At 31.2% G+C, this 21,501-nt stretch carries 18 protein-coding genes; all 18 read left to right on the top strand.

Features of this window, described 5'->3' with window-relative positions:
• Positions 1–59 precede the first annotated feature (59 nt).
• The 18 genes from GKG00_RS03845 to GKG00_RS03760 all read left to right on the top strand — a co-directional run bounded on the left by GKG00_RS03845 (position 60) and on the right by GKG00_RS03760 (position 21,468).
• A complete protein-coding gene (locus tag GKG00_RS03845; RefSeq protein WP_154254361.1) occupies positions 60–1,337 on the top strand; it encodes an ABC transporter permease in 1,278 nt (425 codons plus the stop codon).
• Between the two features lie 10 nt (positions 1,338–1,347).
• On the top strand, positions 1,348–1,992 hold the full coding sequence (locus GKG00_RS03840; protein ID WP_094203787.1) for an ABC transporter ATP-binding protein: 645 nt from the start codon (positions 1,348–1,350) through the stop codon (positions 1,990–1,992).
• Positions 1,993–2,002: 10 nt separating this feature from the next.
• A complete protein-coding gene (locus GKG00_RS03835) occupies positions 2,003–3,379 on the top strand; it encodes an ABC transporter permease (protein WP_154254359.1) in 1,377 nt (458 codons plus the stop codon).
• A 78-nt stretch (positions 3,380–3,457) separates the two neighbouring features.
• Positions 3,458–4,114 carry a response regulator transcription factor gene (locus GKG00_RS03830; RefSeq protein ID WP_094203785.1) on the top strand — a complete coding sequence of 219 codons (657 nt, stop codon included), beginning with the start codon at positions 3,458–3,460 and terminating at the stop codon, positions 4,112–4,114.
• Positions 4,111–5,424: a HAMP domain-containing sensor histidine kinase gene (locus tag GKG00_RS03825; protein WP_154254357.1), complete on the top strand. Its 1,314-nt coding sequence runs from the start codon at positions 4,111–4,113 to the stop codon at positions 5,422–5,424. Before GKG00_RS03830 ends, GKG00_RS03825 begins: the two co-directional genes overlap by 4 nt.
• Positions 5,425–5,435: 11 nt before the next feature.
• Positions 5,436–6,002 carry a hypothetical protein gene (locus GKG00_RS03820; RefSeq protein WP_154254355.1) on the top strand — a complete coding sequence of 189 codons (567 nt, stop codon included), beginning with the start codon at positions 5,436–5,438 and terminating at the stop codon, positions 6,000–6,002.
• Positions 6,003–6,143: 141 nt separating this feature from the next.
• Complete coding sequence (locus GKG00_RS03815) at positions 6,144–7,196, top strand: zinc ABC transporter substrate-binding protein (RefSeq protein ID WP_094224800.1); 1,053 nt, start codon at positions 6,144–6,146, stop codon at positions 7,194–7,196.
• 1 nt (position 7,197) lies between these two features.
• The gene (locus GKG00_RS03810; RefSeq protein ID WP_154254354.1) at positions 7,198–7,839 is read left to right on the top strand and encodes a metal ABC transporter ATP-binding protein; all 642 of its coding nucleotides are present in this window, start codon (positions 7,198–7,200) and stop codon (positions 7,837–7,839) included.
• The gene (locus GKG00_RS03805) at positions 7,832–8,638 is read left to right on the top strand and encodes a metal ABC transporter permease (RefSeq protein ID WP_094207257.1); all 807 of its coding nucleotides are present in this window, start codon (positions 7,832–7,834) and stop codon (positions 8,636–8,638) included. The genes GKG00_RS03810 and GKG00_RS03805 overlap by 8 nt, the downstream gene beginning before the upstream one ends.
• A gap of 115 nt (positions 8,639–8,753) precedes the next feature.
• Positions 8,754–9,644 (top strand): YitT family protein, encoded by an 891-nt coding sequence (locus tag GKG00_RS03800; protein WP_154254352.1) that lies wholly within the window; start codon positions 8,754–8,756, stop codon positions 9,642–9,644.
• 12 nt (positions 9,645–9,656) lie between these two features.
• A complete protein-coding gene (locus GKG00_RS03795; RefSeq protein ID WP_154254350.1) occupies positions 9,657–10,514 on the top strand; it encodes a S1-like domain-containing RNA-binding protein in 858 nt (285 codons plus the stop codon).
• On the top strand, positions 10,495–11,247 hold the full coding sequence (locus GKG00_RS03790) for a peptidylprolyl isomerase (protein ID WP_094208716.1): 753 nt from the start codon (positions 10,495–10,497) through the stop codon (positions 11,245–11,247). Before GKG00_RS03795 ends, GKG00_RS03790 begins: the two co-directional genes overlap by 20 nt.
• A gap of 19 nt (positions 11,248–11,266) precedes the next feature.
• Positions 11,267–12,826: a cell wall-binding repeat-containing protein gene (locus GKG00_RS03785; RefSeq protein WP_154254348.1), complete on the top strand. Its 1,560-nt coding sequence runs from the start codon at positions 11,267–11,269 to the stop codon at positions 12,824–12,826.
• A gap of 414 nt (positions 12,827–13,240) precedes the next feature.
• On the top strand, positions 13,241–14,491 hold the full coding sequence (locus GKG00_RS03780; protein ID WP_154254346.1) for a dicarboxylate/amino acid:cation symporter: 1,251 nt from the start codon (positions 13,241–13,243) through the stop codon (positions 14,489–14,491).
• Between the two features lie 148 nt (positions 14,492–14,639).
• A complete protein-coding gene (uvrB, locus tag GKG00_RS03775) occupies positions 14,640–16,610 on the top strand; it encodes an excinuclease ABC subunit UvrB (RefSeq protein WP_154254345.1) in 1,971 nt (656 codons plus the stop codon).
• A 9-nt stretch (positions 16,611–16,619) separates the two neighbouring features.
• The gene (uvrA, locus tag GKG00_RS03770) at positions 16,620–19,439 is read left to right on the top strand and encodes an excinuclease ABC subunit UvrA (RefSeq protein WP_154254344.1); all 2,820 of its coding nucleotides are present in this window, start codon (positions 16,620–16,622) and stop codon (positions 19,437–19,439) included.
• 62 nt (positions 19,440–19,501) lie between these two features.
• Entirely contained in the window at positions 19,502–20,191 is a 690-nt protein-coding gene (locus GKG00_RS03765) for a response regulator transcription factor (protein WP_154254343.1), read from the top strand.
• On the top strand, positions 20,191–21,468 hold the full coding sequence (locus GKG00_RS03760) for a HAMP domain-containing sensor histidine kinase (protein ID WP_154254342.1): 1,278 nt from the start codon (positions 20,191–20,193) through the stop codon (positions 21,466–21,468). The genes GKG00_RS03765 and GKG00_RS03760 overlap by 1 nt, the downstream gene beginning before the upstream one ends.
• The last annotated feature ends 33 nt before the right edge of the window (positions 21,469–21,501 follow it).

The following is a 21,501-nucleotide window of genomic DNA, read 5'->3' as shown; positions in this document are numbered from 1 at the left end:
CATATACATTTCATAAAACTTTTGTAACATATACATGTAACAAAGTTAAGGAGATATTTATGATAAAAAATGCGATTGCTTATATAACAAGAAAAAGAAATAGGACTTTGATAATACTGATAATTCTAACACTTGTCTTATCATGTTTGTATGCTTGTTTGAGTATAACGAAATCACAGAAAACACTGGAAAAATCATTGTACGAAACATCAAATTCATCTATTTCAATAACGAAAAAAGATAATAACGGATATTTTGATATAAAAGAATTTGACAAATTGAAACAGATCAAAGATATAAAAGAGGTTTCATATCATTATGAGGGATTAGCCAACGTAACAAATACCAATGTCGTTGAAAGTGATCAGAAAGTTATGCGTGAAGATTTGTCTACAAATATGAAAAATTTAGTATCGATAGATGCTATGACAGATCAAAAACGTAACACATTGTTCACAAGTAACGTGTTTACTATAAAACAAGGCAAGAATTTGGATAAAAATGATGACGGAAAGATATTAGTTCATGAAGAATTTGCAAAGAAAAACAAGCTCAAACTTCACGACAAAATAGGTCTAAAGTTCATGAATATGAATGGAAATGGAGATACAAATAAAGAGACAAAATATGAGATAGTTGGAATATTTTCAGGAAAAAAACAAGAAAAATATACAGGTTTGTCTTCTGATTTTAGTGAAAACTCAATGTTTGTGAATTACAATTCAGCTCAAAATTCGTTGAATATAAAAGACGGTAACAAAATTGCCAATAAAATATCTGTTTACACACAGAATTCAGATTCAATGGATAATATAGTAACTAAAATCAAAAACCAAACTGGGAATTCTTCGAAATACATTATCGAAAAAGATGACAATGCATTCAAAGAAGCTATTGATTCGATAAACAGCGTTAAGCACATCATACAGATGATGACATATTCCATAATGGTTGCAGGACTTGTAGTTTTATCGTTGATTTTAATATTATGGCTAAGAGAAAGAATTTACGAAATAGGAATACTTTTATCAATTGGCTTTAGTAAATCTAAAATCATAGGACAATTCATCATGGAGCTTGTATTTGTATCCGTTCCTGCGGCAGTTTTATCGTTCATTAGTGGAGATTTCATTATCAAACTAATTGCATCAGGAATAACAGAATCAGAAAATGCATCATTTACAGGTAGCCTATTAATTACTAAAATATCAGATAAATTAGAAGTGTTTATCAAAAGCTACGGATTGCTTCTATTAATAATAGCAGTTTCTGTGATTATCGCATCGATAATGATATTAATCAAAAAACCAAAACAAATATTATCACAAATAAGTTAGGAGATATAAAATGAATATTTTAGAAATCAAAAACGTATCATACAGTTATTCAAGTTCAAATGAAGAAGTTTTGTCATTAGTTAACAGAGGATTTGAACAAGGAAAATTTTATGCAATAATTGGGAAATCTGGCACAGGTAAATCAACACTTTTATCTTTATTGGCTGGATTAGATTCACCAGATACAGGTCAAATCTTATTCAAAAACAACAACATCGAAGAAAAAGGACACAGCTATCATAGAAAAAACAACATATCATTAGTTTTTCAAAACTATAACTTAATAGATTATCTGACTCCTCTTGAAAATATAAGATTAGTAAATAAAAATGCATCAGAAGATATTTTATTGGAATTAGGATTGGATAAAAGTCAAACAAGAAGAAATGTTATGAAACTTTCCGGTGGACAACAACAAAGAGTTGCGATTGCAAGAGCTTTAGTTTCAGAAGCCCCAATTATATTAGCAGATGAGCCTACTGGAAACTTGGATGATGTGACTGCTGGTGAAATTATAGATATATTGAAGAAACTTGCAATGGAAAGAAACAAATGCGTAATAGTTGTTACTCATAGTAAAGAAGTAGCGAAAGCAGCAGATATTGTTCTTGAATTAAAAGATAGAAAACTACAAGAAGTAGTTGACAATATTTAGGGAGGAAATTATGATAAAAAACGCATTTGCTTATGTAACTAGAAAAAGTCTCAAATCGATAATTATACTAATCGTAATAATGTTGATGTCAGCTTTAAGTCTGATTAGTTTATCCATCAAAGATGCCACTGACAAAGCTTCAGAAAAAACATTTGGAAATATTACCAACAGTTTTTCAATGGAAATTAACAGACAAGTAAATCCAGGAACACCAAGAGGCGGTGGAAATGTCAAAGGACAAGACATCAAGAAAATCACAGATTCACCTGATATTGAAAGCTATGTAAAAAGAATAAATAGCGTGGCTGATCTGGATGGATTAGATATAATTGAAACACAAGAAACTTTGGCAAACCAATCCCCAGAACGTGCTAAAAACTTTAAAAGCACTGTAATGTTGACTGGAGTTAATGAATCATCTAAGGAAACAAAATTCGTATCTGGAGCATACAAATTGGTAGAAGGTGAACATTTGAAAAATGACGATAAGAATAAAATTCTTATGCACAAAGATTTGGCAGCCAAAAACAACTTGAAAATAGGTGACAAATTAAAATTAAAGTCCAATTTATTTGATGCAGATAATGAAAAACAAGCCAATGAAACAGTAGAGGTTACAATTAAAGGTTTGTTTGATGGACACAATAACGGTGGAGTGAGCGCTGCTCAAGAATTGTACGAAAACACATTGATTACCGATTTGAATACAGCAGCCAAAGTATACGGTAACACTGAAGATACAGCAGTCTATCAAGATGCGACATTCTTCGTAAAGGGAAACAAAAAATTAGAAGATGTCATGAAAAATCTTTCCAAACTTGATATCAACTGGCAAGAATATAATTTAATAAAAAGTTCATCCAATTATCCAGCATTACAAGAATCCATAAGTGGAATATATGCAATAGCAGATAAATTATTTGTAGGATCACTTGCATTTGCAGGATTGGTAGTAGCTTTACTATTATTCTTATGGATGAATGCAAGAAAGAAAGAGATTGCAGTATTGTTGTCGATAGGAATGTCGAAAGCGAAAATATTCGGACAATTTGTCACAGAATTGTTGTTAGTTGCTGTACCTGCTTACATTGGTTCATTCTTCTTGGCTAGATTTGCAGGAGATAAAATTGGAAATAATATACTACAAAAAGTTACAGGAAATATCGCAGAAAAAATCGCCAAGCAATCAGCGTCAACTGGGCTTGGTAGCGGTGCTGAAGTTGATGGATTCAATAAAACATTGACAAGTCTAGACATTAACATTTCATCAAAATCCTTAGTTTATGTAGTTATATTCATGACAATAGTGTTGTTAATATCATTGATTATTTCATCGACAAATATTCTTAGGAAAAATCCAAAAGAATTATTAATAGATACTAAGTAAAATTATCGGGGCATATGCTCCGATAATTTTGTAATTAAAACAAATATTGTATAATAAAATAAAAGAGAGGAATAAATTATGAATTTACTTGTAGTAGAAGATGACAAAATGATACGTGAAGGGATTTGTGAATTTTTGTCAGAATTTGGATACAAAACATATCAAGCTGAAGATGGAAAACAAGCCATATCCATATTTGAAAATAACGAAATCAACTTAGCAATATTAGACATTCAACTTCCATACATAAATGGACTTGAAGTTCTCAAAAAAATCAGAGAAACAAGTGATATTCCAGCTATAATGTTGACTGCATTCAGTGATGAAGAATATAAAATCAACGCATTCACAAGCTTAGCAGATGGCTACATTGAAAAGCCATTCTCACTTCCTGTTCTCAAAGTTAGAATAGAATCTTTAATTAAAAAACATTATGGAAATAATGAAACATTTAATTACAAAAATACCGAAGTTAACTTCACAAGCTACACTGCAAAAATAAATGGTGAAAAAGTTGATATAAATGCCAAAGAACTAGAAATACTCAAATATATGATAGAAAATGAAGGTCAAGCACTCACGAGAATGCAAATAATCGATAGTGTATGGAAAGAAACCGACGAAATACCATTTGACAGGGTAATTGATGTTTACATAAAAGAATTACGTAAAAAATTGCAATTAGATTGCATAGTAACCATCCGAAACGTTGGCTATAAATTGGAGAGAAAATGAAAAATTTAAAAATATTTCCGAAAATGTTCCTGCAAATATTTACAGCGTTAGCATTTACAGTTTTGTTCATACATTTTATGGTGTTTTTAATATTTCCTAAAACATATTTGGAAGATAGAAAACAAGAGATAAATAAAAAAGCAAATGAAATATCCAAGACATTAACAAATAAAGATATAGGATATGTTACACAGTCTTTGGATTTTTATTCTAATAACAACGATATTAAAGCTTACGTTAAAAATCAAAACAACGACAACGAATTACAAATCAAAGAAATCATCGATTTTGACAAAAAAAGTGAAAACAATTCACTTATAATTGAAGAACGAGATATTACAATCAACACTGGAGAAAAAATCTCACTTCAATTCGTATCAACAGCTGATATGAAAAAAGATGCCAAGAATTTGAGTCTAAGATTTCTTCCGTTTTCGCTTTTAATTTCTATGTTTTTCTCAGCAATCATTTCATTAATTTATGCTAAGTTAATCAACAATAATATACAAGAAATAAAACATATTACTGACAAAATGATGAATAGGGACAAAAACGCACTACTGGAAGTAGACTCTACCAATGAGATTGGACAGTTAAAATTGCAAATCAATGATTTGTACACTACATTGTTACATTCCATTGACGATTTGGAATCAAAAAACGAAGAAATTATTAAACTTGAAAAATTAAAATATGACTTTTTTAGAGGAGCATCACACGAACTCAAAACTCCTGTAGCGAGCCTCAAAATAATTTTGGAAAATATGAAGTACAACATAGGAAAATACAAAAACAGGGATTTGTACATTGACGAATCTCTTAAAATAATTGATGGATTATCACATAGCATTTCGCAAATACTAACATTGTCATCAATTGAAAATCTAAAGAATGACGAAGAAAATGTAACAATTTTACCAATATTAAATGATATAATTAATAAGCAGGAAGTAATTACAAATCAAAAACACATTACAATCGACAATCAGATTACAGATGAAAAGATTTTTATTGGGAAATCAGCTCTTAAAATAATACTATCTAATGTGATTGGAAACGCTGTAAAATACACTGATGAATATGGGATAATTACCATAAAATCAGATGGAGAATGGTTTGAAGTAATTAATACTTGCGCAAAGGCAAGCGAATTAGATACCACTAAAGTGTTTGATGTGAATTGTGATTTGAATAAAGAAAACAGCAATGGACTTGGGTTGTATATCGTGGGAAATTTATTAAATAATTACAAAATCGATGCAATCATTGAAACACAAGAAGAAAACGTAACATTCAAAATCAAGTTATAAAGGAGAACAAAATGTATATTTTAGAATTGAATCAAAATGGTGAAGCGACAGAATTAGCGTTATTTGACACAATTGAAGAAGGAAGAGAATTTATCAAGAAAACAAACTGCTACGAAATCACAGAAGAAGATGGGTTTGTATATGAATATATCATTCCTGAAAAACTAGGTGAATACGTTGAACTAGAATACAATGGAAATATAATTCCAATAACCAAATTCATGTTTACAGAAGAAGGAAAAGCGGAAATATTTTGGAAAGAAATTCCGAATCTTTCAGAAAAAGGAAATGGAATAGTAGATAGTTCTACGAGAGTAGACGCTTATGTAATAGCTAACAAAGATGTGAAAACTTATATTGAAGCAAGAGAAAAATCCTACAACGAAGTAAAAAAATACTTGCAAGAAAAAGGATATGACGTAGACAGGGCTTACTTCGGATCAGAAGATGGAGAAGCAATAGTCTACAGAAAAAACGAAAAAGATGAATGGCACTTCTTAACACATATGGATCCATCATTTTTTGAAAACAAAACACCACAAGAAATAATCGACGAGATAGAAGAAGATTTAAATTAAATAGAATAAAATAGCATAGCTCTTCTTAAAGAAAATAAGAAGAGCTTTTTAATTTTTATATAATCCTTGACAAAATAATAAAAACACTCTAAAATGATAATGCAAATAATTTGCATTAATAAATTATTATTTGGAGGGTTTATGAAAAAAATTTATAGAATATTATTATTAGCTCTTATGATTGGTGTGGCATCAGGATGTACTAGACAAAACAATGATGTTAACAATCAAAAGGTTCAAGAACAAAAAGAAAAAAGTGATGACAAATCAACTGAAAAGTCAGATTCAAAGAAATTATATGTTAGTTTTTATCCGATTGAATATATGGCAAAAGAAATCGCTAAGGATAAAATTGAAGTGGTAAATGTTATGCCAAAAGGCGCTACAGTTCATGATTGGGAACCAACTGCACAAGATATTAAAAATTTATCTGATTCAAAGATGCTTATTGTTAACGGTCTTGGATTGGAAGGTTGGTTAGAAGATGTTAAATCTAGTTTAAAAAACACGGAAATAGTTGATTCATCTACAAATATTGATAAGATTAAAGCTGAAGAAGACCACGACCACGACCATGAAGAACACGACCACGACCATGACCACGAAGAAAAAGGTCACGATCATGATCACGAAGAAAAAGAACACGGACATGATCATGAACATCATCACCACGGTGAATTTGATCCACATGTTTGGATGAGTCCAAAACAAGCTAGAATTCAAATGAAAAATGTGTATGAAGCTATTATTAAATTTGACTCTGAAAACAAAGATTTCTATGAAAAGAATTACAAAGAATTAGATAAAAAGTTTGAAGAATTAGACAAAAAATACGCTGAAGTTTTGGCACCACAAAAGGACAAATATTTCATCGTGCCACATGAAGCTTTTGGATATTTAGCTAGAGATTATGAAATAAAACAAGTACCTATTGAGGGTATTAATTCAGATTCAGAACCTGATTTAAATAAGATGAAAGAATTGACTAATTTCGCAAAATCACATAAGATAAATACAGTATTTTATGAAATGGGAGAAAGCGATAAGATTGCAAATTCTTTGGCTAAGGAAATCAACGCAAAAACTGCTGGTTTGTCCACGATAGAAGCTAAGACTCAAGATATCGAAGATGGAAAGGACAATTATTTTTCATTGTTAGAGAAAAACTTGGATGCAATCTCACAAGCAAAATAATATGAATAGTATAATTAGTGTAGAAAATTTGAATTTTTCGTATAGAAACGAAAAACTATTAAGGGATATAAATTTTAATATCGAAAAGGGAGATTTCGTAGGGATAACCGGAGCTAATGGCTCCGGTAAATCTACGTTATTGAAACTTATTTTAGGATTTCTGAAAGCAGATAGTGGTGAGATTAAATTTGCCGGAGGAAGGGACAATTTTAGTTTTGGATATGTTCCTCAAAATAATCACGAAAAGAGCATTTCTTTTCCTATTACTGCATGGGAAATCGTGGCTATGAATGTAAGCGATGATGAGAATATGAAAGCTAATGAAAAAATCGAAAACGCGTTGTCTATTGTAGAAATGAAAGATAAGAAAAATTACGACTACAATAAGATGAGCGGTGGAGAACAGGAAAGAGTCATGATTGCAAAGGCGTTGGCTAACGATCCACAAATTTTGATTTTTGACGAACCTACTGCAGGACTAGATCAACGAAGCAAGGAAAATCTGTTTGATTTGTTGAAGCATTTGAATATTCATCATAATATAACGATTCTGGTGGTTACTCATGAGCTGGATTTTACTAAAGATTATTTTAACAGGATTTTTAGATTGTATAATGAATTTGTTGAGGTGAAACATGTTTGAGATGTTTTCTTATGATTTTATGAGAAGAGCTTTTATCGTGGGGATACTAGTGTCAATTATTGTTCCTTTGATAGGAACCTTTGTCGTTAACAAGAAAAACTCCATGGTAGGAGATGCTTTGAGTCACAGTTCCTTAGCTGGTGTTGCCTTGGGACTTATTTTTGGAATAAATCCTGTTATAGCGGCGATTTTCGTATGCGTGATTGCAGCTTTTGGAATAGAAATCATCAGAAAAAACTTTGCCAAGAGTTCTGATTTGTCAACTGCGATTGTGATGAGTAGCGGTATTGGACTTGCGGCGATCTTGTCAGATTTTGTTCCTGGCGCTGCGAATTTTCAATCATTTATGTTTGGATCTATTGTAGCTATTCCAGATATTGAATTGTACACAGTAATTATTGTGAGTTTTATTGTTATTGTGACTTATGTGCTGTTGTACAAAAAATTAGTGTATATTATCTTTGATGAAGATGGAGCTAGATTGTCTAATATCAACGTAGGACTTATCAATAAAATATTTACTTTTTTGATAGCTATCACTGTTGCTATTGCGTCTAGAACTGTCGGTGCACTTATGGTTTCAAGCTTGATGGTTATTCCTGTGTCTTGTGCAATAATGGTATCTCATTCTTTTAAAAGAACTGTGATTAATTCGTCTTTATTTGGAGTATTGTTTACGATTATCGGTATCAATATGTCTTATTATTTTCAATTAAAACCAGGTGGCTCAATTGTGTTGACAGGACTTTTAGTTCTGATAATTTTGATGATAGTAAATAAATTTAGAAAAAATAATTAACTGTAAACACTGCATTATGAATTGTGAATTAATTTATTTTGTGGTGTTTTTTGGTGTATAAAACGTTGTAATTTGCAATTTTTACAAGTATAATAAAAAGATAGGAGGCGATAGCATGAACAAAATGATTAAAAAAATAATGATATTAACATTGGGAACATTAATACTTACTTTTGGCTTTTTCTTTTTTATAATGCCTTTTAATTTAACTATTGGTGGAATTTCTGGTATTGCGATGAGTTTGAACGCTTTTGTTCCACAAATCCCAACGGGTATTTTTGTTATGATTATGGATACTATTTTGTATATTATAGCGTTTATAATTTTGGGAAAAAGTTTTGGGGTTTTGTCGATATATTGTTCTTTTATTTTTGCAAGTTCAACGACACTATTGGAAATTTTGCTACCAAATTTTAAACCTTTGACTGATGATATTTTGATTAATTTGATTTTTGGAATTATTATTTCCGCTGCTGGTATGGCATTGGTTATCAATCAAGGTGCATCGACTGGCGGTACGGATATTATCGCTATGATAATCAGAAAATATTTTTCAATTGATGTGGGTAAATGTATGCTTGTAGCAGACTTTTTTGTTGTGTTACTTGGTATGTATACTTTCGGAACAAAAAGTGGTATGTATGCTATGCTTGGTATTTGTATCAACTCAATTGTCATTGACAAGGCTATCGCTGGTCTAAATACAAGGGTAAATATGATGATAACGAGCGATAAATACAAGGAAATTAACGTTTATATTATAGATCAAATTTCAAGAGGATCCACTATTTATAAAGCAGTTGGTGGTTTTTCTGATAATGAAAAATTTGTTATTAATACGATTGTTTCAAGAGGAGAGTATATTAAGATTAAAAATTACGTGAAATCTATTGATCCTAAAGCATTCGTATGTATTTCGTATGTCAGTGAAGTGCTTGGTGAAGGATTTACTTACGATCCAGTGGATAATCCAGAGCTTGAAATACTTCCTGGTGGAATGAGTTAGAATGGAGAAGAAATGTATAAATTAGGACAAAGAGAGAATTTAAAAATTGATAAGATAAATACGGAAGTTTTGTTGAAAAAAGACAGCGAAAATAATTTTGTTAGAATGAATGTAGACGAACTTTCTGGAGAAAAAGTTGGCGATGTTGTCGATGTATTCATTTACAATGACAATAAAAAACTAATGGCAACGAAGAAGCAACCTAAGATTGAATTGGGTAAGATTGCAAGACTAGAAGTAAAAGATATTACTAGAATTGGCGCTTTCTTAGATTGTGGATTAGATAAGGATATTTTGTTGCCATTTAAGGAACAAACTTCAAAATTGGTAAAAGGTCAAAAATATTTAGTGTATTTGTATATTGATAAGTCGAACAGATTGGCACTTACTATGCGAATTAAAAATTTATTGAAAAACGACAGCGGCTATGTTAAGAACGATTGGGTAGAAGGCGTTATATACAATATAGTGGACGGTCTAGGAGCTTTTGTAGCTGTAGACAATAAATACGAAGGACTTATTCCTGCAAGTGAATTAACGGGCGTTGTAGACCTTGGAGAAGAAGTCAAATGTAGAGTTACAGATGTGAAGTCTGATGGAAAGTTAGATTTGTCATTTTTTGAACCTGCATATAAGCATATCTCATCAGATGCTGATGTTATTATGGAAGAACTTAAAAACTCTGATGGATTCATTAATTTTAACGATAAAACAGACGCCAATAGAATTAAATCAGTGTTTAATATGTCAAAATCCAGTTTCAAAAGAGCTGTTGGAAGACTATTAAAAGAAAATATGATACAATTTTATAAAGACGGAATAAAATTAACTAGTAAAGGGAGAGGTAATAATGGAAGACAACAAAGATAAAATATTAGCAGTAGTAAACGGTGAAGAAATTAAACAATCAGAAGTTGATAATTTTATTCAAGCTTTAGGTTATAGAGGAGCACAATTCAATAACGAAGAAGGAAGAAAAAGATTAACTGATGAATTAATCAATAGAAAACTTTTATTCTTTGATGCTAAGAAATCTGGCTTAGATAAAGATGAAATATATGTAAAAGAAGTTAAAAAACAATCCGAAGAATTGTTGAAGGATTTTGCTATGGCTAACATAATCAATTCTGTTAGGGTATCAGATGAAGATTTGAAGGAATATTATGAAAACCACAAAGATAATTTCAAAGTTCAACCAACATTCACAGCTTCTCACATTTTAGTTGAATCTGAAGATTTGGCTAATGAAATTAAAGAAAAAATCGATAACGATGGTGATTTTGCACAATTAGCAAAAGAGTATTCTACATGTCCATCAAAAGAACAAGGTGGAGATTTGGGAACATTCCAACAAGGTCAAATGGTTAAGGAATTTGAAAATGCTTTGATTGAAAATGAAATCGGAGATATCGTAGGACCTGTTAAAACACAATTCGGTTATCACATTATCAATATTAAAGATAAAACTGAAGGAAAAGTAAAATCTTTTGAAGAAGCTAAGAATGAAGTTAAACAAACACTATTACAATTGAGACAACAACAAGCATATATAGACGCTACAGACAAATTACAAAAAGAATACAAAATCGAAAAATTTTATTAATAACAAATGGAGAAGTTAAATGAATAATCTTAAGAAGAAGATAGTAGCTTTATGTCTAACATTTAGTATGGTATTTAGTACAGGCACTGCTGTATTTGCGAAGGAACAAGATGATAATGCAAGTCCTAAAAAAGTAGAGTCAACTATGAATAGAATTGAAGGGCGAGATAGATTTGCCGTTGCAAATAAAGTGATGGAAGATTATTATCAAAACTCTAAAAAAGTAGTGCTTGTATCAGCGATAAAATTTCCCGACAACATCAGTTCTACTGTAATGAGTCAAGGACAAATCCCGATCTTATACACTTATTCAGATAAATTAGGCGCATCTACTGAAAAACTTTTAAAATCAAAAGATTTGGATGAAGTCATAATTATTGGTGGAGAAAAATCTGTTAGTAAGGCTGTTCAAAATCATATCGAAAATGATTTAAAAATAAAAGTTGTAAGATATTCTGGATACGACAGATATGCAGTTAATGCTAAAATAGTTTCTGAAAAGTTCTCTAGCAAAAATGCTGAAAAACAAAACTTGGTTGTAGCTAGTGGAGAAGTATTCGCAGATGCTATTAACGCTACTTCCTTAGCACAAAAACACAATGCACCAATATTATTAGTATCGAAAAACAAGATTTCTAGCGACACAAAAGATTATTTACAATCTTTCTATAAAGGAAATATAGGTAAAATTTTTGTAGTCGGTGGACAAAATACAGTTTCTGATAAAGTTGTTCAAGAAATCAAAGCTATTACTAATGTTAAGCCACAAAGAATTTTTGGCTCGAACAGATATATGACATCTGTCAGAGTTGCAAACGCAAGTTTTACTGCACCAACTAAAGCGATATTTGCTAGTGGTGAAGTTTTTGTAGATGCATTAGTAGCGGCACCACTTTCACAAAAGCTAAAAGCACCAATACTATTGGTTTCAAAATCATCCATTACAAGTGATGTAAAATCATATATTGGTAGTAATTCTTTTGAAGAAATGTATATTGTAGGTGGAAAAAATACAGTATCAGAAAAAGTAAAAGATTTGATTTTGGATAACAAATCAGACGGAACTATTACAACTGATCCGAAGTATCCTGGCAAGAAAGTTATTCGTAGAAAACCATTACCAGGATTAGAAAATGAACAAGAATTTCCTGTTCAAATCAGTGATGATACAATTGTAATGGTACGTGGTCATTACGATGACGAAATGGCAGATGAAATACTAAGACTTTTGAATCAATATCGCAAAGAAAATGGACTAAAAGCATTAAAACAAGATAATTCATTATCACCAGTTGCAAAAACAAGGGCAACTGAAATTGTTCATTTATTTGAACACGTTAGACCAAGAGGTGGATTGGTAACTGATATTTCTAACATCAATGGAGAAAATATCTATAATGGCCCATACACTGCAAGTGGTGCAATGGAAGCTTGGAAAAATTCTCAAGGACACAATGAAAATATGTTGAGAGAAGTGTTCACAAGAGTTAAAATAAAAGTATTCGTTACAAAAGCATATTACGAAGATTCTGATCAAACTTATGACAGATATTACGCAGTTCAAATATTTGGAATTTGATATCAGATTTTATCTAAAATTATATGATGTTATAATATTGACAAGAAATCGAAATATAAATTAAAAGAAATATTTAATTTTTGCAATTTAATAAAAAATATACGAGATTCATAATATGACCCTAACACAATATTTACAGATTATTGTAAGATTGGGGGCAGTATGAGTCTCTTTTTTTACATTAAAAATAGTGGGAAATTACGGCAGTTTGATAAAATATTATGATATTAGTGATTTTATATACGTTATTAAAATAAAATAAAACCAAGAATATAACAAAATTTAAATAAATCTGTTAAAAATCTATTGAATTACTTGCTCTTTTTTAAATTGTATTGTAAAATAATTTGGGTTTAAAATGCAATATGTATTTTACATATAAAACAACATAAAATAAGGAGTGATTTAAAGAAAATGAGTAAAACTGAAAAGAAAAAACTAGGATTAATACCAAAATTATTAATCGCGATTGGATTAGGTACTTTAGCTGGTTTGTATATGCCTCAATGGTTCGTGAAGACTGCTGTAACATTCTCATCAATGTTCGGCGCATTTCTAAACTTTGTTATTCCACTTATGATTATTGCTTTTGTAACAAAGGGAATTGCTGATCTTGGAGAGGGAGCTGGACAATTATTATTAGTAACTGTTGTAATTGCTTATGCATCTACTCTTATTGGTGGGTCATTATCATATGTTATGAGTTCAAATGTATTCCCAGCATTTATAAGTCCAGACCAAGTTTCTAAGATTCAAGCCTCAACTAAGATAGGCATGGATCCATTTTTTGAAATTCCAATCAAACCATTTTTTGATGTAACTTCATCAATTATTTTTGCTTTTATGATGGGGATTTCAATATCATGGTTAAGAAAACACGGTGAAGGAGAATATTGCTACAATCTAATCTCAGAATTTAATGACATAATCACAAAAGTATTGTCAACTGCAATTGTACCATTGTTACCTTTCTTTATTTTTGGTAATTTCTCAAAAATGGCATTTACTGGATCTGTATTTGCAGTTCTTTCAATTTTCTGGAAGATATTCTTATGTGTAATTGCACTTCACTTAATATATGTTTCTGTATTATTTATAATAAGTGGTACTTACACGAAGAAAAATCCTGTAAAGTTAATCAGAAATCAAGTAAAAGGATATTTAACAGCGATAGGAACTCAATCATCTGTTGCGACAATTCCAGTAAACTTGGAATGTGCTAAGCAAAATTCAGTAAGTAAAAGTATTAGAGATTTTGTAATTCCATTGGGAGCTACCGTTCATATGCCAGGTTCAATGATTACAATTACAGCTTGTACTTTTACAATTTTAACAATGTATGGAATGGAACATTCTTACTTACTAATGTTAAGATATATGGCAATTCTTGGGATAGCTATGGTTGCTGCTCCAGGAGCTCCAGGTGGAGCAATTATGAGTGCATTGCCATTTTTGCCAGTAGTTGGAATTCCATCTGAAGGGGAACTTGCATCATTGTTGATGACACTTTATTTGACACAGGATTCATTTGGAACTGCTGCAAATATTTCTGGGGATACTGCTATTTCAGTGGCTATCGATAAAATATTTAACAGACATATTGTAAAAAATGATGAGTATAAAGACGGTTTCAATGAAAAAGTAATAAATGAAGAAGATTTATAAAAAATTTTGGCTAGGCTCTGAGAGCCTAGTTTTTGTTTAGGAAATTTTTTTTGATTTTTTTGATAATGAATACGAATTATTATTTATTGAATTAAATACACAGATGATATATAATGTTAAAGTAAAACATATGTTCAAGGGGTGAGTTATGGAATTTAAATTACATTCAAAATTTAAACCAACAGGTGATCAACCACAAGCGATTGATAAACTTGCAAATGGTTTGGAAAATGGAAAAAATCATCAGATTTTAAAAGGTGTTACTGGTTCAGGTAAAACTTTTACGATGGCGAATATTATTCAAAAAGTTCAAAGACCAACTCTGGTTATAGCTCACAACAAAACTTTGGCATATCAATTGGCTAGTGAGTTTAGAGAATTTTTCCCAGAAAATGCGGTTGAATTTTTCGTTTCTTATTACGATTATTATCAACCAGAAGCATACGTGGTTCAATCAGATACTTATATTGAAAAAGATTCAAGTATCAATGAAGAATTGGACAAGCTTCGCCACAGTGCTACGATGAGTTTATTCGAAAGAAGAGATGTAATTATAGTTTCTTCTGTATCTTGTATTTACGGTTTGGGAGATCCTATTGATTACGAAAATTTGGTTATATCTTTGCGTCCAGGAATGGAAAAAGATAGAACTGAAGTTATGAAAAAATTAATCGACATTCAATACGTTAGAAATGACATTAATTTTACCAGAGGAACTTTCAGAGTAAGAGGAGATAGCTTGGATATTTTCCCAGCATCAAGTGGTGAAAAAAGCGTTAGAATTGAATTTTTCGGTGACGAAATAGATAGAATTACTGAAATTGATGCTTTGACTGGAGAAATTGTAGGTGAAAGAAATCACGTTGCGATTTATCCTGCAAGTCACTATGCAACGACTCAGAAAAAAGTCGAAAAAGCTATTGTAACTATTGAAGAAGAATTAGAAGATAGATTAAAATATTTTAAAGACCACAATAAACTATTGGAAGCTCAAAGATTAGAGCAAAGAACTAGATATGATATAGAAATGTTAAAAGAAATGGGATTTTGTACAGGAATAGAAAACTATTCAAGACATATGTCTCAGAGAAAGCCTGGAAGCAGACCTTACACCCTTATCGACTATTTCCCAAAAGATTTCGTGACAATGATCGACGAATCACACGTTACTGTTCCACAAATTGGAGGAATGTACGAAGGAGATAGGTCCAGAAAAACTAGCTTGGTTGATTATGGGTTCAGATTGCCATCTGCATTAGACAATCGTCCTTTGAGATTCAACGAATTTGAATCGATGATGAATCAAGTAATATATGTGTCGGCAACTCCAGGAAAGTATGAAAAAGCAAAAACTAATGAGGTGGTTGAACAAATTATCAGACCAACGGGTCTATTAGATCCCAAAATTGAGGTTCGTCCCACAAAAGGACAAATCGACGATTTGGTTAGTGAAATCAATAAAACTATTGAAAAAGGTGAACGTGTTCTTATCACAACTCTTACTAAAAAAATGAGTGAGGATTTGACGCGTTATCTTGAAGATTTGGATATAAAAGTAACTTATTTGCATTCAGATATTGATACGATTGAAAGAATGGAAATTATAAGAGATTTGAGAGAAGGAAAATACGATGTACTTGTAGGAATTAACCTTCTGAGAGAGGGATTGGATTTACCAGAAGTTTCTCTGATTGCGATTTTGGATGCAGATAAGGAAGGTTTCTTGCGTTCAGAGACTTCTCTTATACAAACTATCGGTAGAGCTGCTAGAAACTCAAATGGTCACGTTATAATGTACGGTGATACGATTACTAGGTCGATGGATGTGGCTATAACAGAAACTAATAGGCGTAGAGAAATACAAGAAGAATACAACGAAGAACACAATATTATTCCAACTACTATTAATAAATCTGTTAGAAAAAGAATCCAAAATACTTTTGTTGCAGAAGAAAATGAAAGTTATGATGTTAATAAAGTTACGGAATTTTCAAAGGACGAAATAGAAGTTATTATTGATAATTTGAACACAGAAATGTTAAAAGCTGCAGAAGAATTGGATTTCGAGAGAGCTGCTACACTTAGAGATCAAATCAGGAATTTGAAAAACACTTACTAAAGGAGCAAAATGAGCAAAGATAAAATTGTTATAAAAGGTGCTAAGGAGAATAATCTAAAAAATGTGGACCTTACCATTCCTAGGAATAAAATGGTCGTTTTCACTGGATTAAGTGGGTCAGGTAAATCTTCTTTGGCATTTGACACTATATATGCGGAAGGGCAACGAAGATATGTCGAATCTTTGAGCTCTTACGCACGCCAATTTTTAGGGCAAATGGATAAACCAGATGTAGAATACATTGAAGGATTGTCGCCTTCGATTTCTATAGACCAAAAAACAACTAACAATAACCCACGTTCAACAGTGGGAACTGTTACAGAAATATACGATTATTTTAGACTGCTTTTTGCAAGAGTTGGAACTGCTTATTGCCCTGTTTGCGGGAAAGAAATTGTTAGCCAAACTGTCGACCAAATTGTAGACAGTGTGAAAGAATTAGAGGAACGTTCCAGAATTCAAATTTTAAGTCCCGTAGTAAAAGGGAAAAAAGGTGAATTCAAGAAACTTCTTCAAAATTTGAGGAAAGATGGATTCATAAGAGCGATTGTGGATGGTGAGCAAGTTGAATTAGCAGAAGATATCGAACTTGATAAAAACAAAAAACACGATATTGATGTAATTGTCGACAGAATTATAATAAAAGACGGAATTGATTCAAGGCTTACAGATTCCATAGAAACAGCTCTTAGATTGTCTGAAAATAATGTAAAAGTTGATGTAATTGGCAAAGATGTAATTTCTTATAGTACATCAATGAGCTGTCCAGACGGACATATTTCTTACCAAGAATTAGAGCCAAGAGATTTTTCGTTCAATAATCCGTTTGGGATGTGCCCTCATTGTAATGGACTTGGTTTTCATAAAAAAGTTGATGAAGATTTGGTAATTCCAAATAAAGAGTTGTCGATTTTACAAGGTGCAATAGATCCTTATCAATCTTCGAAATCAGGTGGATATTATTTCGAAATAATAAAAGCAATCGCAGATTCTTATGACTTTCCATTGGACAAACCAATTAAGGATGCTCCAAAGAAAATGATAAATGAAATCTTGAATGGATCAAAGAAAAATCTTTCATTTATTTTCGATAGTCATTTTTCTGGAAGAAAAAAATTCAACGGTAAATTTGAAGGAGTTTTGAAAAACTTAGAAGAAAGATACAACAGAAGCACGACAGATTCTATGCATCAAAAAATTGGTGAGTATATGACTGACGTTGAATGCGATTATTGTCATGGAGCTAGATTAAAAGATGAGTATTTGTCAGTTCGCATAAATGAAAAAAATATTTACGAAATTTGTCAAATGCCTGTAAAAGATTCTCTTCAATGGTTCAAAGATTTGGAATTGGAAGAGTCCAAGAAATTTATTGGAGATGAAATATTGAAGGAAATTATCAGCAGACTTCAATTTTTGAACGATGTTGGGCTTGATTATTTAACTTTGGATAGATCTGCTTCTACTTTATCAGGTGGAGAATCTCAGAGAATTAGATTGGCAACACAAATTGGATCTGCATTGGTAGGCGTTGTGTATGTATTAGATGAACCTTCAATCGGACTTCACCAAAGAGATAATGACAAATTGATTAAAGCGCTTAGAAATTTGACGGATATTGGAAATACTTTGGTTGTAGTTGAACACGATGAAGATACGATGAAAGAATGTGATTATCTTGTGGATATTGGTCCTGGAGCCGGTGTTCACGGTGGAGAAATCGTAGCTTGTGGAACTATTGATGATATTATAAAAGAAAAAAGATCAATTACAGGTAAGTATTTGTCAGGCGAATTGGCAATTCCCGTTCCTGAACAAAGACGAAAACCAAATGGATATTTGCAATTTAAAGGTTGCAAAGAAAATAACCTAAAAAACATAAATGCAAAATTTGCACTTTCATGCTTCAACTGTGTTACAGGGGTTTCAGGATCTGGAAAGTCTTCATTGGTTAACGAAATCGTATACAAGAAATTAGCCAGAGATTTGAATAATGCTAAGATGAAAAATGGTAAATTTAAATCGGCTACTGGAATTGAAAATTTGGATAAAGTTGTACAAATAGATCAATCTCCGATTGGTAGAACGCCTAGAAGTAATCCGGCGACTTATACAAAAGTATTTGATTTGATAAGAGATTTGTTTGCGTCAACACCTGAAGCAAATATGAGAGGATATCAAAAAGGAAGATTCTCATTTAACGTAAAGGGTGGAAGGTGTGAAGCTTGTAAAGGCGACGGAACTTTAAAAGTAGAAATGCACTTTTTACCAGATGTTTATGTTCCATGTGATGTTTGTAAAGGAAAAAGATACAACAGAGAAACTTTGCAAGTAAAATACAAAGGCAAAAATATCGCCGACGTGTTGGATATGACGATTGATGAAGCGTTAGAATTTTTCAGAAACTTCCCTCCTATAAAAAATAAATTGCAAACTTTACAAGATGTAGGTTTGGGTTATATTAAATTAGGACAATCTTCAACGGAATTATCCGGTGGAGAAGCTCAAAGAGTAAAACTAGCCAGTGAATTATCTAAAAAAAGTACAGGAAAAACTGTGTATATTTTAGATGAGCCAACTACGGGTCTTCATTCAGCAGATATTGACAAATTAATTGAAGTATTGCAAAGACTTGTGGATCAAGGAAATACCGTTATTGTTATAGAACACAATCTTGATGTTATAAAGGTCGCAGATTATATTATCGATTTGGGACCTGAAGGAGGAAATGGTGGAGGACAAGTTATCTTCCAAGGAACTCCTGAAAAATTAATTAGTAAGAAAAATTCATATACTGGGCAATATTTGGTTCCAAAATTGAATCGTTAAATTTTTGTAATAATCACCTTCTGATTTTTAGTGTATAATAAAAGTTAAGAAGGTGATTTTTTATGTACAATATTATGGTTGTCGACGACGAAAAAGACATAGTAAAAGCCATAGAAATATATTTGAAAACAGATAATTACAATGTGTTGAAGGCTTATAATGGTTACGATGCATTAGAATTAATGGAAAAGAATAAAATAGATTTATTTTTGGTAGATATAATGATGGAAGGAATGGACGGATTAGAACTAACTCAAAAAATAAGAGAAGTATCTAACGCGCCAATCATAATTTTGTCTGCAAAAAGCGAACTGAATGATAAGGTTATGGGATTGAATTTGGGTGCTGACGATTATATTACGAAACCTTTCGATGCTGTAGAATTATTGGCTAGAATCAAATCTAGTTTGAGAAGACTAGAACTTAGCAAAGACAATTCTCTAAATGGGAATGTATTCTCAGCGGGGAGATTGACAATCAACGACGACAAAAAAGAAGTGTTGATAGATGGCGAAGAAATAAAGTTAACTCCATATGAGTACGGAATAATTTTACTTTTATTAAAAAACAAAGGTATAGTATTCACATCAGAAGAAATTTATGAAAATGTGTGGGAAGCTCCACCTTATGATGTCAAAAAAATAGTTTCAGTCCACATATCAAGACTCAGAGAAAAAGTTGAAATCAATCCTAGAAGACCTGATTTGATTAAATCTGTGTATGGAATGGGATATAAGATAGAGGATATTTAATGATAAATTGGATAAAGAAAAGTTTTAGATCTATCGATGGTTATGTTGAAAAACAATTGGTAGATCTACTACTGTATTTTAGTTTTGGTTTTATTCTTGTATTCACTGTATCATTTTTTATTGAAAATATAATTAATGTATATAATTTTTCAGTTGCCATAACGTTGATATATGCGATGCTTGCTTTCTTTTATTCAATGGTTAAGGTAGTAAGGACTATTTACAAAAAGAAAAAGAATGCATTTTTAATATATCAATTCATTAGTAATTTCAAAGGAAAATACTACAATATTTATGTTGAGTCATTATTAACTTTGATTTTTTTAATGTATACTATGGCAACGATTATGGTTACAAATAGGAATTTGTTTGGGATTATATTCATCGGTGCAATTTTAGCGAAAATTTACATATCAATTTTGATTAATAATCTGGGCAAAATACTGCTTAACAAAAAAGTGGAGGCTATGTATTCTGGAAAAGATATTGATGTGTTCATAGATGATGAAATTTACAAAGATTCTGTGTACCTTATAAACCATTTGCATGATTCAGTTATCAACACGATGCAAGATAAAATTAATTCAGAAAAAATGAAAACGGAACTAATCACAAATATTTCACATGATATCAAAACGCCTTTAACTTCTATTATAAATTACGTAGATTTGCTGAATCACGAAACTGATGAATCAGAAAAGAAAAGATATATAGAAATTCTAGAATATAACGCTAAAAGATTGAAAACAATGGTAATAGATTTGATTTATGCTTCCAAAACTGGAACAGGAAATATTGATATCGAAATGGAAGTTGTGGAACTAAATGAATTAGTATTACAAGTTTACGGTCAATTTGATTCTGATTTCAATAAGATGGGACTGGATTTCGAATATAACGATAAAAGAAAAACAGTATTGATGATGACGGATGGTGCAAAGTTATCTCGTGTAATCGAAAATATTTTCAGTAATATTGTGAAGTATTCCAAACCTAACACAAAAGTTTACGGAGAATGTGATGTAGTCAATGACAATATTATCCTCAAATTCTCTAATGTATCCAAGAATAAAATTGAGGTTAGTGCGGAAGAATTGATGGGTCAATTTGTAAGAGGAGAAAGGTCTCGTCATTCTGAAGGTAGTGGACTTGGTTTATATATTGCGAAGAATTTGATAGAGTTGCTTGGGGGAACAAGTAAAATATCAATTGATGAAGATAGATTTGTTTATGAGATTAATTTTAAAGTTACTAGAAAGAAAAAGATAGATAAATAAGAAAAAGGTTAATTTTGGAATTTTCCAAAATTA

Origin of the sequence: Finegoldia sp. BIOML-A1 (assembly GCF_009678325.1) — a bacterium.
In the GTDB taxonomy this organism is placed as follows: domain Bacteria; phylum Bacillota; class Clostridia; order Tissierellales; family Peptoniphilaceae; genus Finegoldia; species Finegoldia magna.
Note: the sequence above shows the minus strand (reverse complement) of the source record. Positions and strands in the feature narration are given on the sequence as shown.

Excerpts from the sequence above, each read along its gene's own strand:
- GKG00_RS03805 (WP_094207257.1), top strand. The coding sequence starts at position 7,832 with ATGTTTGAGATGTTTTCTTATGATTTTATGAGAAGAGCTTTTATCGTG.
- GKG00_RS03795 (WP_154254350.1), top strand. The coding sequence starts at position 9,657 with ATGTATAAATTAGGACAAAGAGAGAATTTAAAAATTGATAAGATAAAT.
- GKG00_RS03765 (WP_154254343.1), top strand. The coding sequence starts at position 19,502 with ATGTACAATATTATGGTTGTCGACGACGAAAAAGACATAGTAAAAGCC.
- GKG00_RS03785 (WP_154254348.1), top strand. The coding sequence starts at position 11,267 with ATGAATAATCTTAAGAAGAAGATAGTAGCTTTATGTCTAACATTTAGT.
- uvrB (WP_154254345.1), top strand. The coding sequence starts at position 14,640 with ATGGAATTTAAATTACATTCAAAATTTAAACCAACAGGTGATCAACCA.
- GKG00_RS03830 (WP_094203785.1), top strand. The coding sequence starts at position 3,458 with ATGAATTTACTTGTAGTAGAAGATGACAAAATGATACGTGAAGGGATT.
- uvrA (WP_154254344.1), top strand. The coding sequence starts at position 16,620 with ATGAGCAAAGATAAAATTGTTATAAAAGGTGCTAAGGAGAATAATCTA.
- GKG00_RS03820 (WP_154254355.1), top strand. The coding sequence starts at position 5,436 with ATGTATATTTTAGAATTGAATCAAAATGGTGAAGCGACAGAATTAGCG.
- GKG00_RS03810 (WP_154254354.1), top strand. The coding sequence starts at position 7,198 with ATGAATAGTATAATTAGTGTAGAAAATTTGAATTTTTCGTATAGAAAC.
- GKG00_RS03780 (WP_154254346.1), top strand. The coding sequence starts at position 13,241 with ATGAGTAAAACTGAAAAGAAAAAACTAGGATTAATACCAAAATTATTA.
- GKG00_RS03825 (WP_154254357.1), top strand. The coding sequence starts at position 4,111 with ATGAAAAATTTAAAAATATTTCCGAAAATGTTCCTGCAAATATTTACA.
- GKG00_RS03845 (WP_154254361.1), top strand. The coding sequence starts at position 60 with ATGATAAAAAATGCGATTGCTTATATAACAAGAAAAAGAAATAGGACT.
- GKG00_RS03835 (WP_154254359.1), top strand. The coding sequence starts at position 2,003 with ATGATAAAAAACGCATTTGCTTATGTAACTAGAAAAAGTCTCAAATCG.
- GKG00_RS03815 (WP_094224800.1), top strand. The coding sequence starts at position 6,144 with ATGAAAAAAATTTATAGAATATTATTATTAGCTCTTATGATTGGTGTG.
- GKG00_RS03800 (WP_154254352.1), top strand. The coding sequence starts at position 8,754 with ATGAACAAAATGATTAAAAAAATAATGATATTAACATTGGGAACATTA.
- GKG00_RS03840 (WP_094203787.1), top strand. The coding sequence starts at position 1,348 with ATGAATATTTTAGAAATCAAAAACGTATCATACAGTTATTCAAGTTCA.
- GKG00_RS03790 (WP_094208716.1), top strand. The coding sequence starts at position 10,495 with ATGGAAGACAACAAAGATAAAATATTAGCAGTAGTAAACGGTGAAGAA.
- GKG00_RS03760 (WP_154254342.1), top strand. The coding sequence starts at position 20,191 with ATGATAAATTGGATAAAGAAAAGTTTTAGATCTATCGATGGTTATGTT.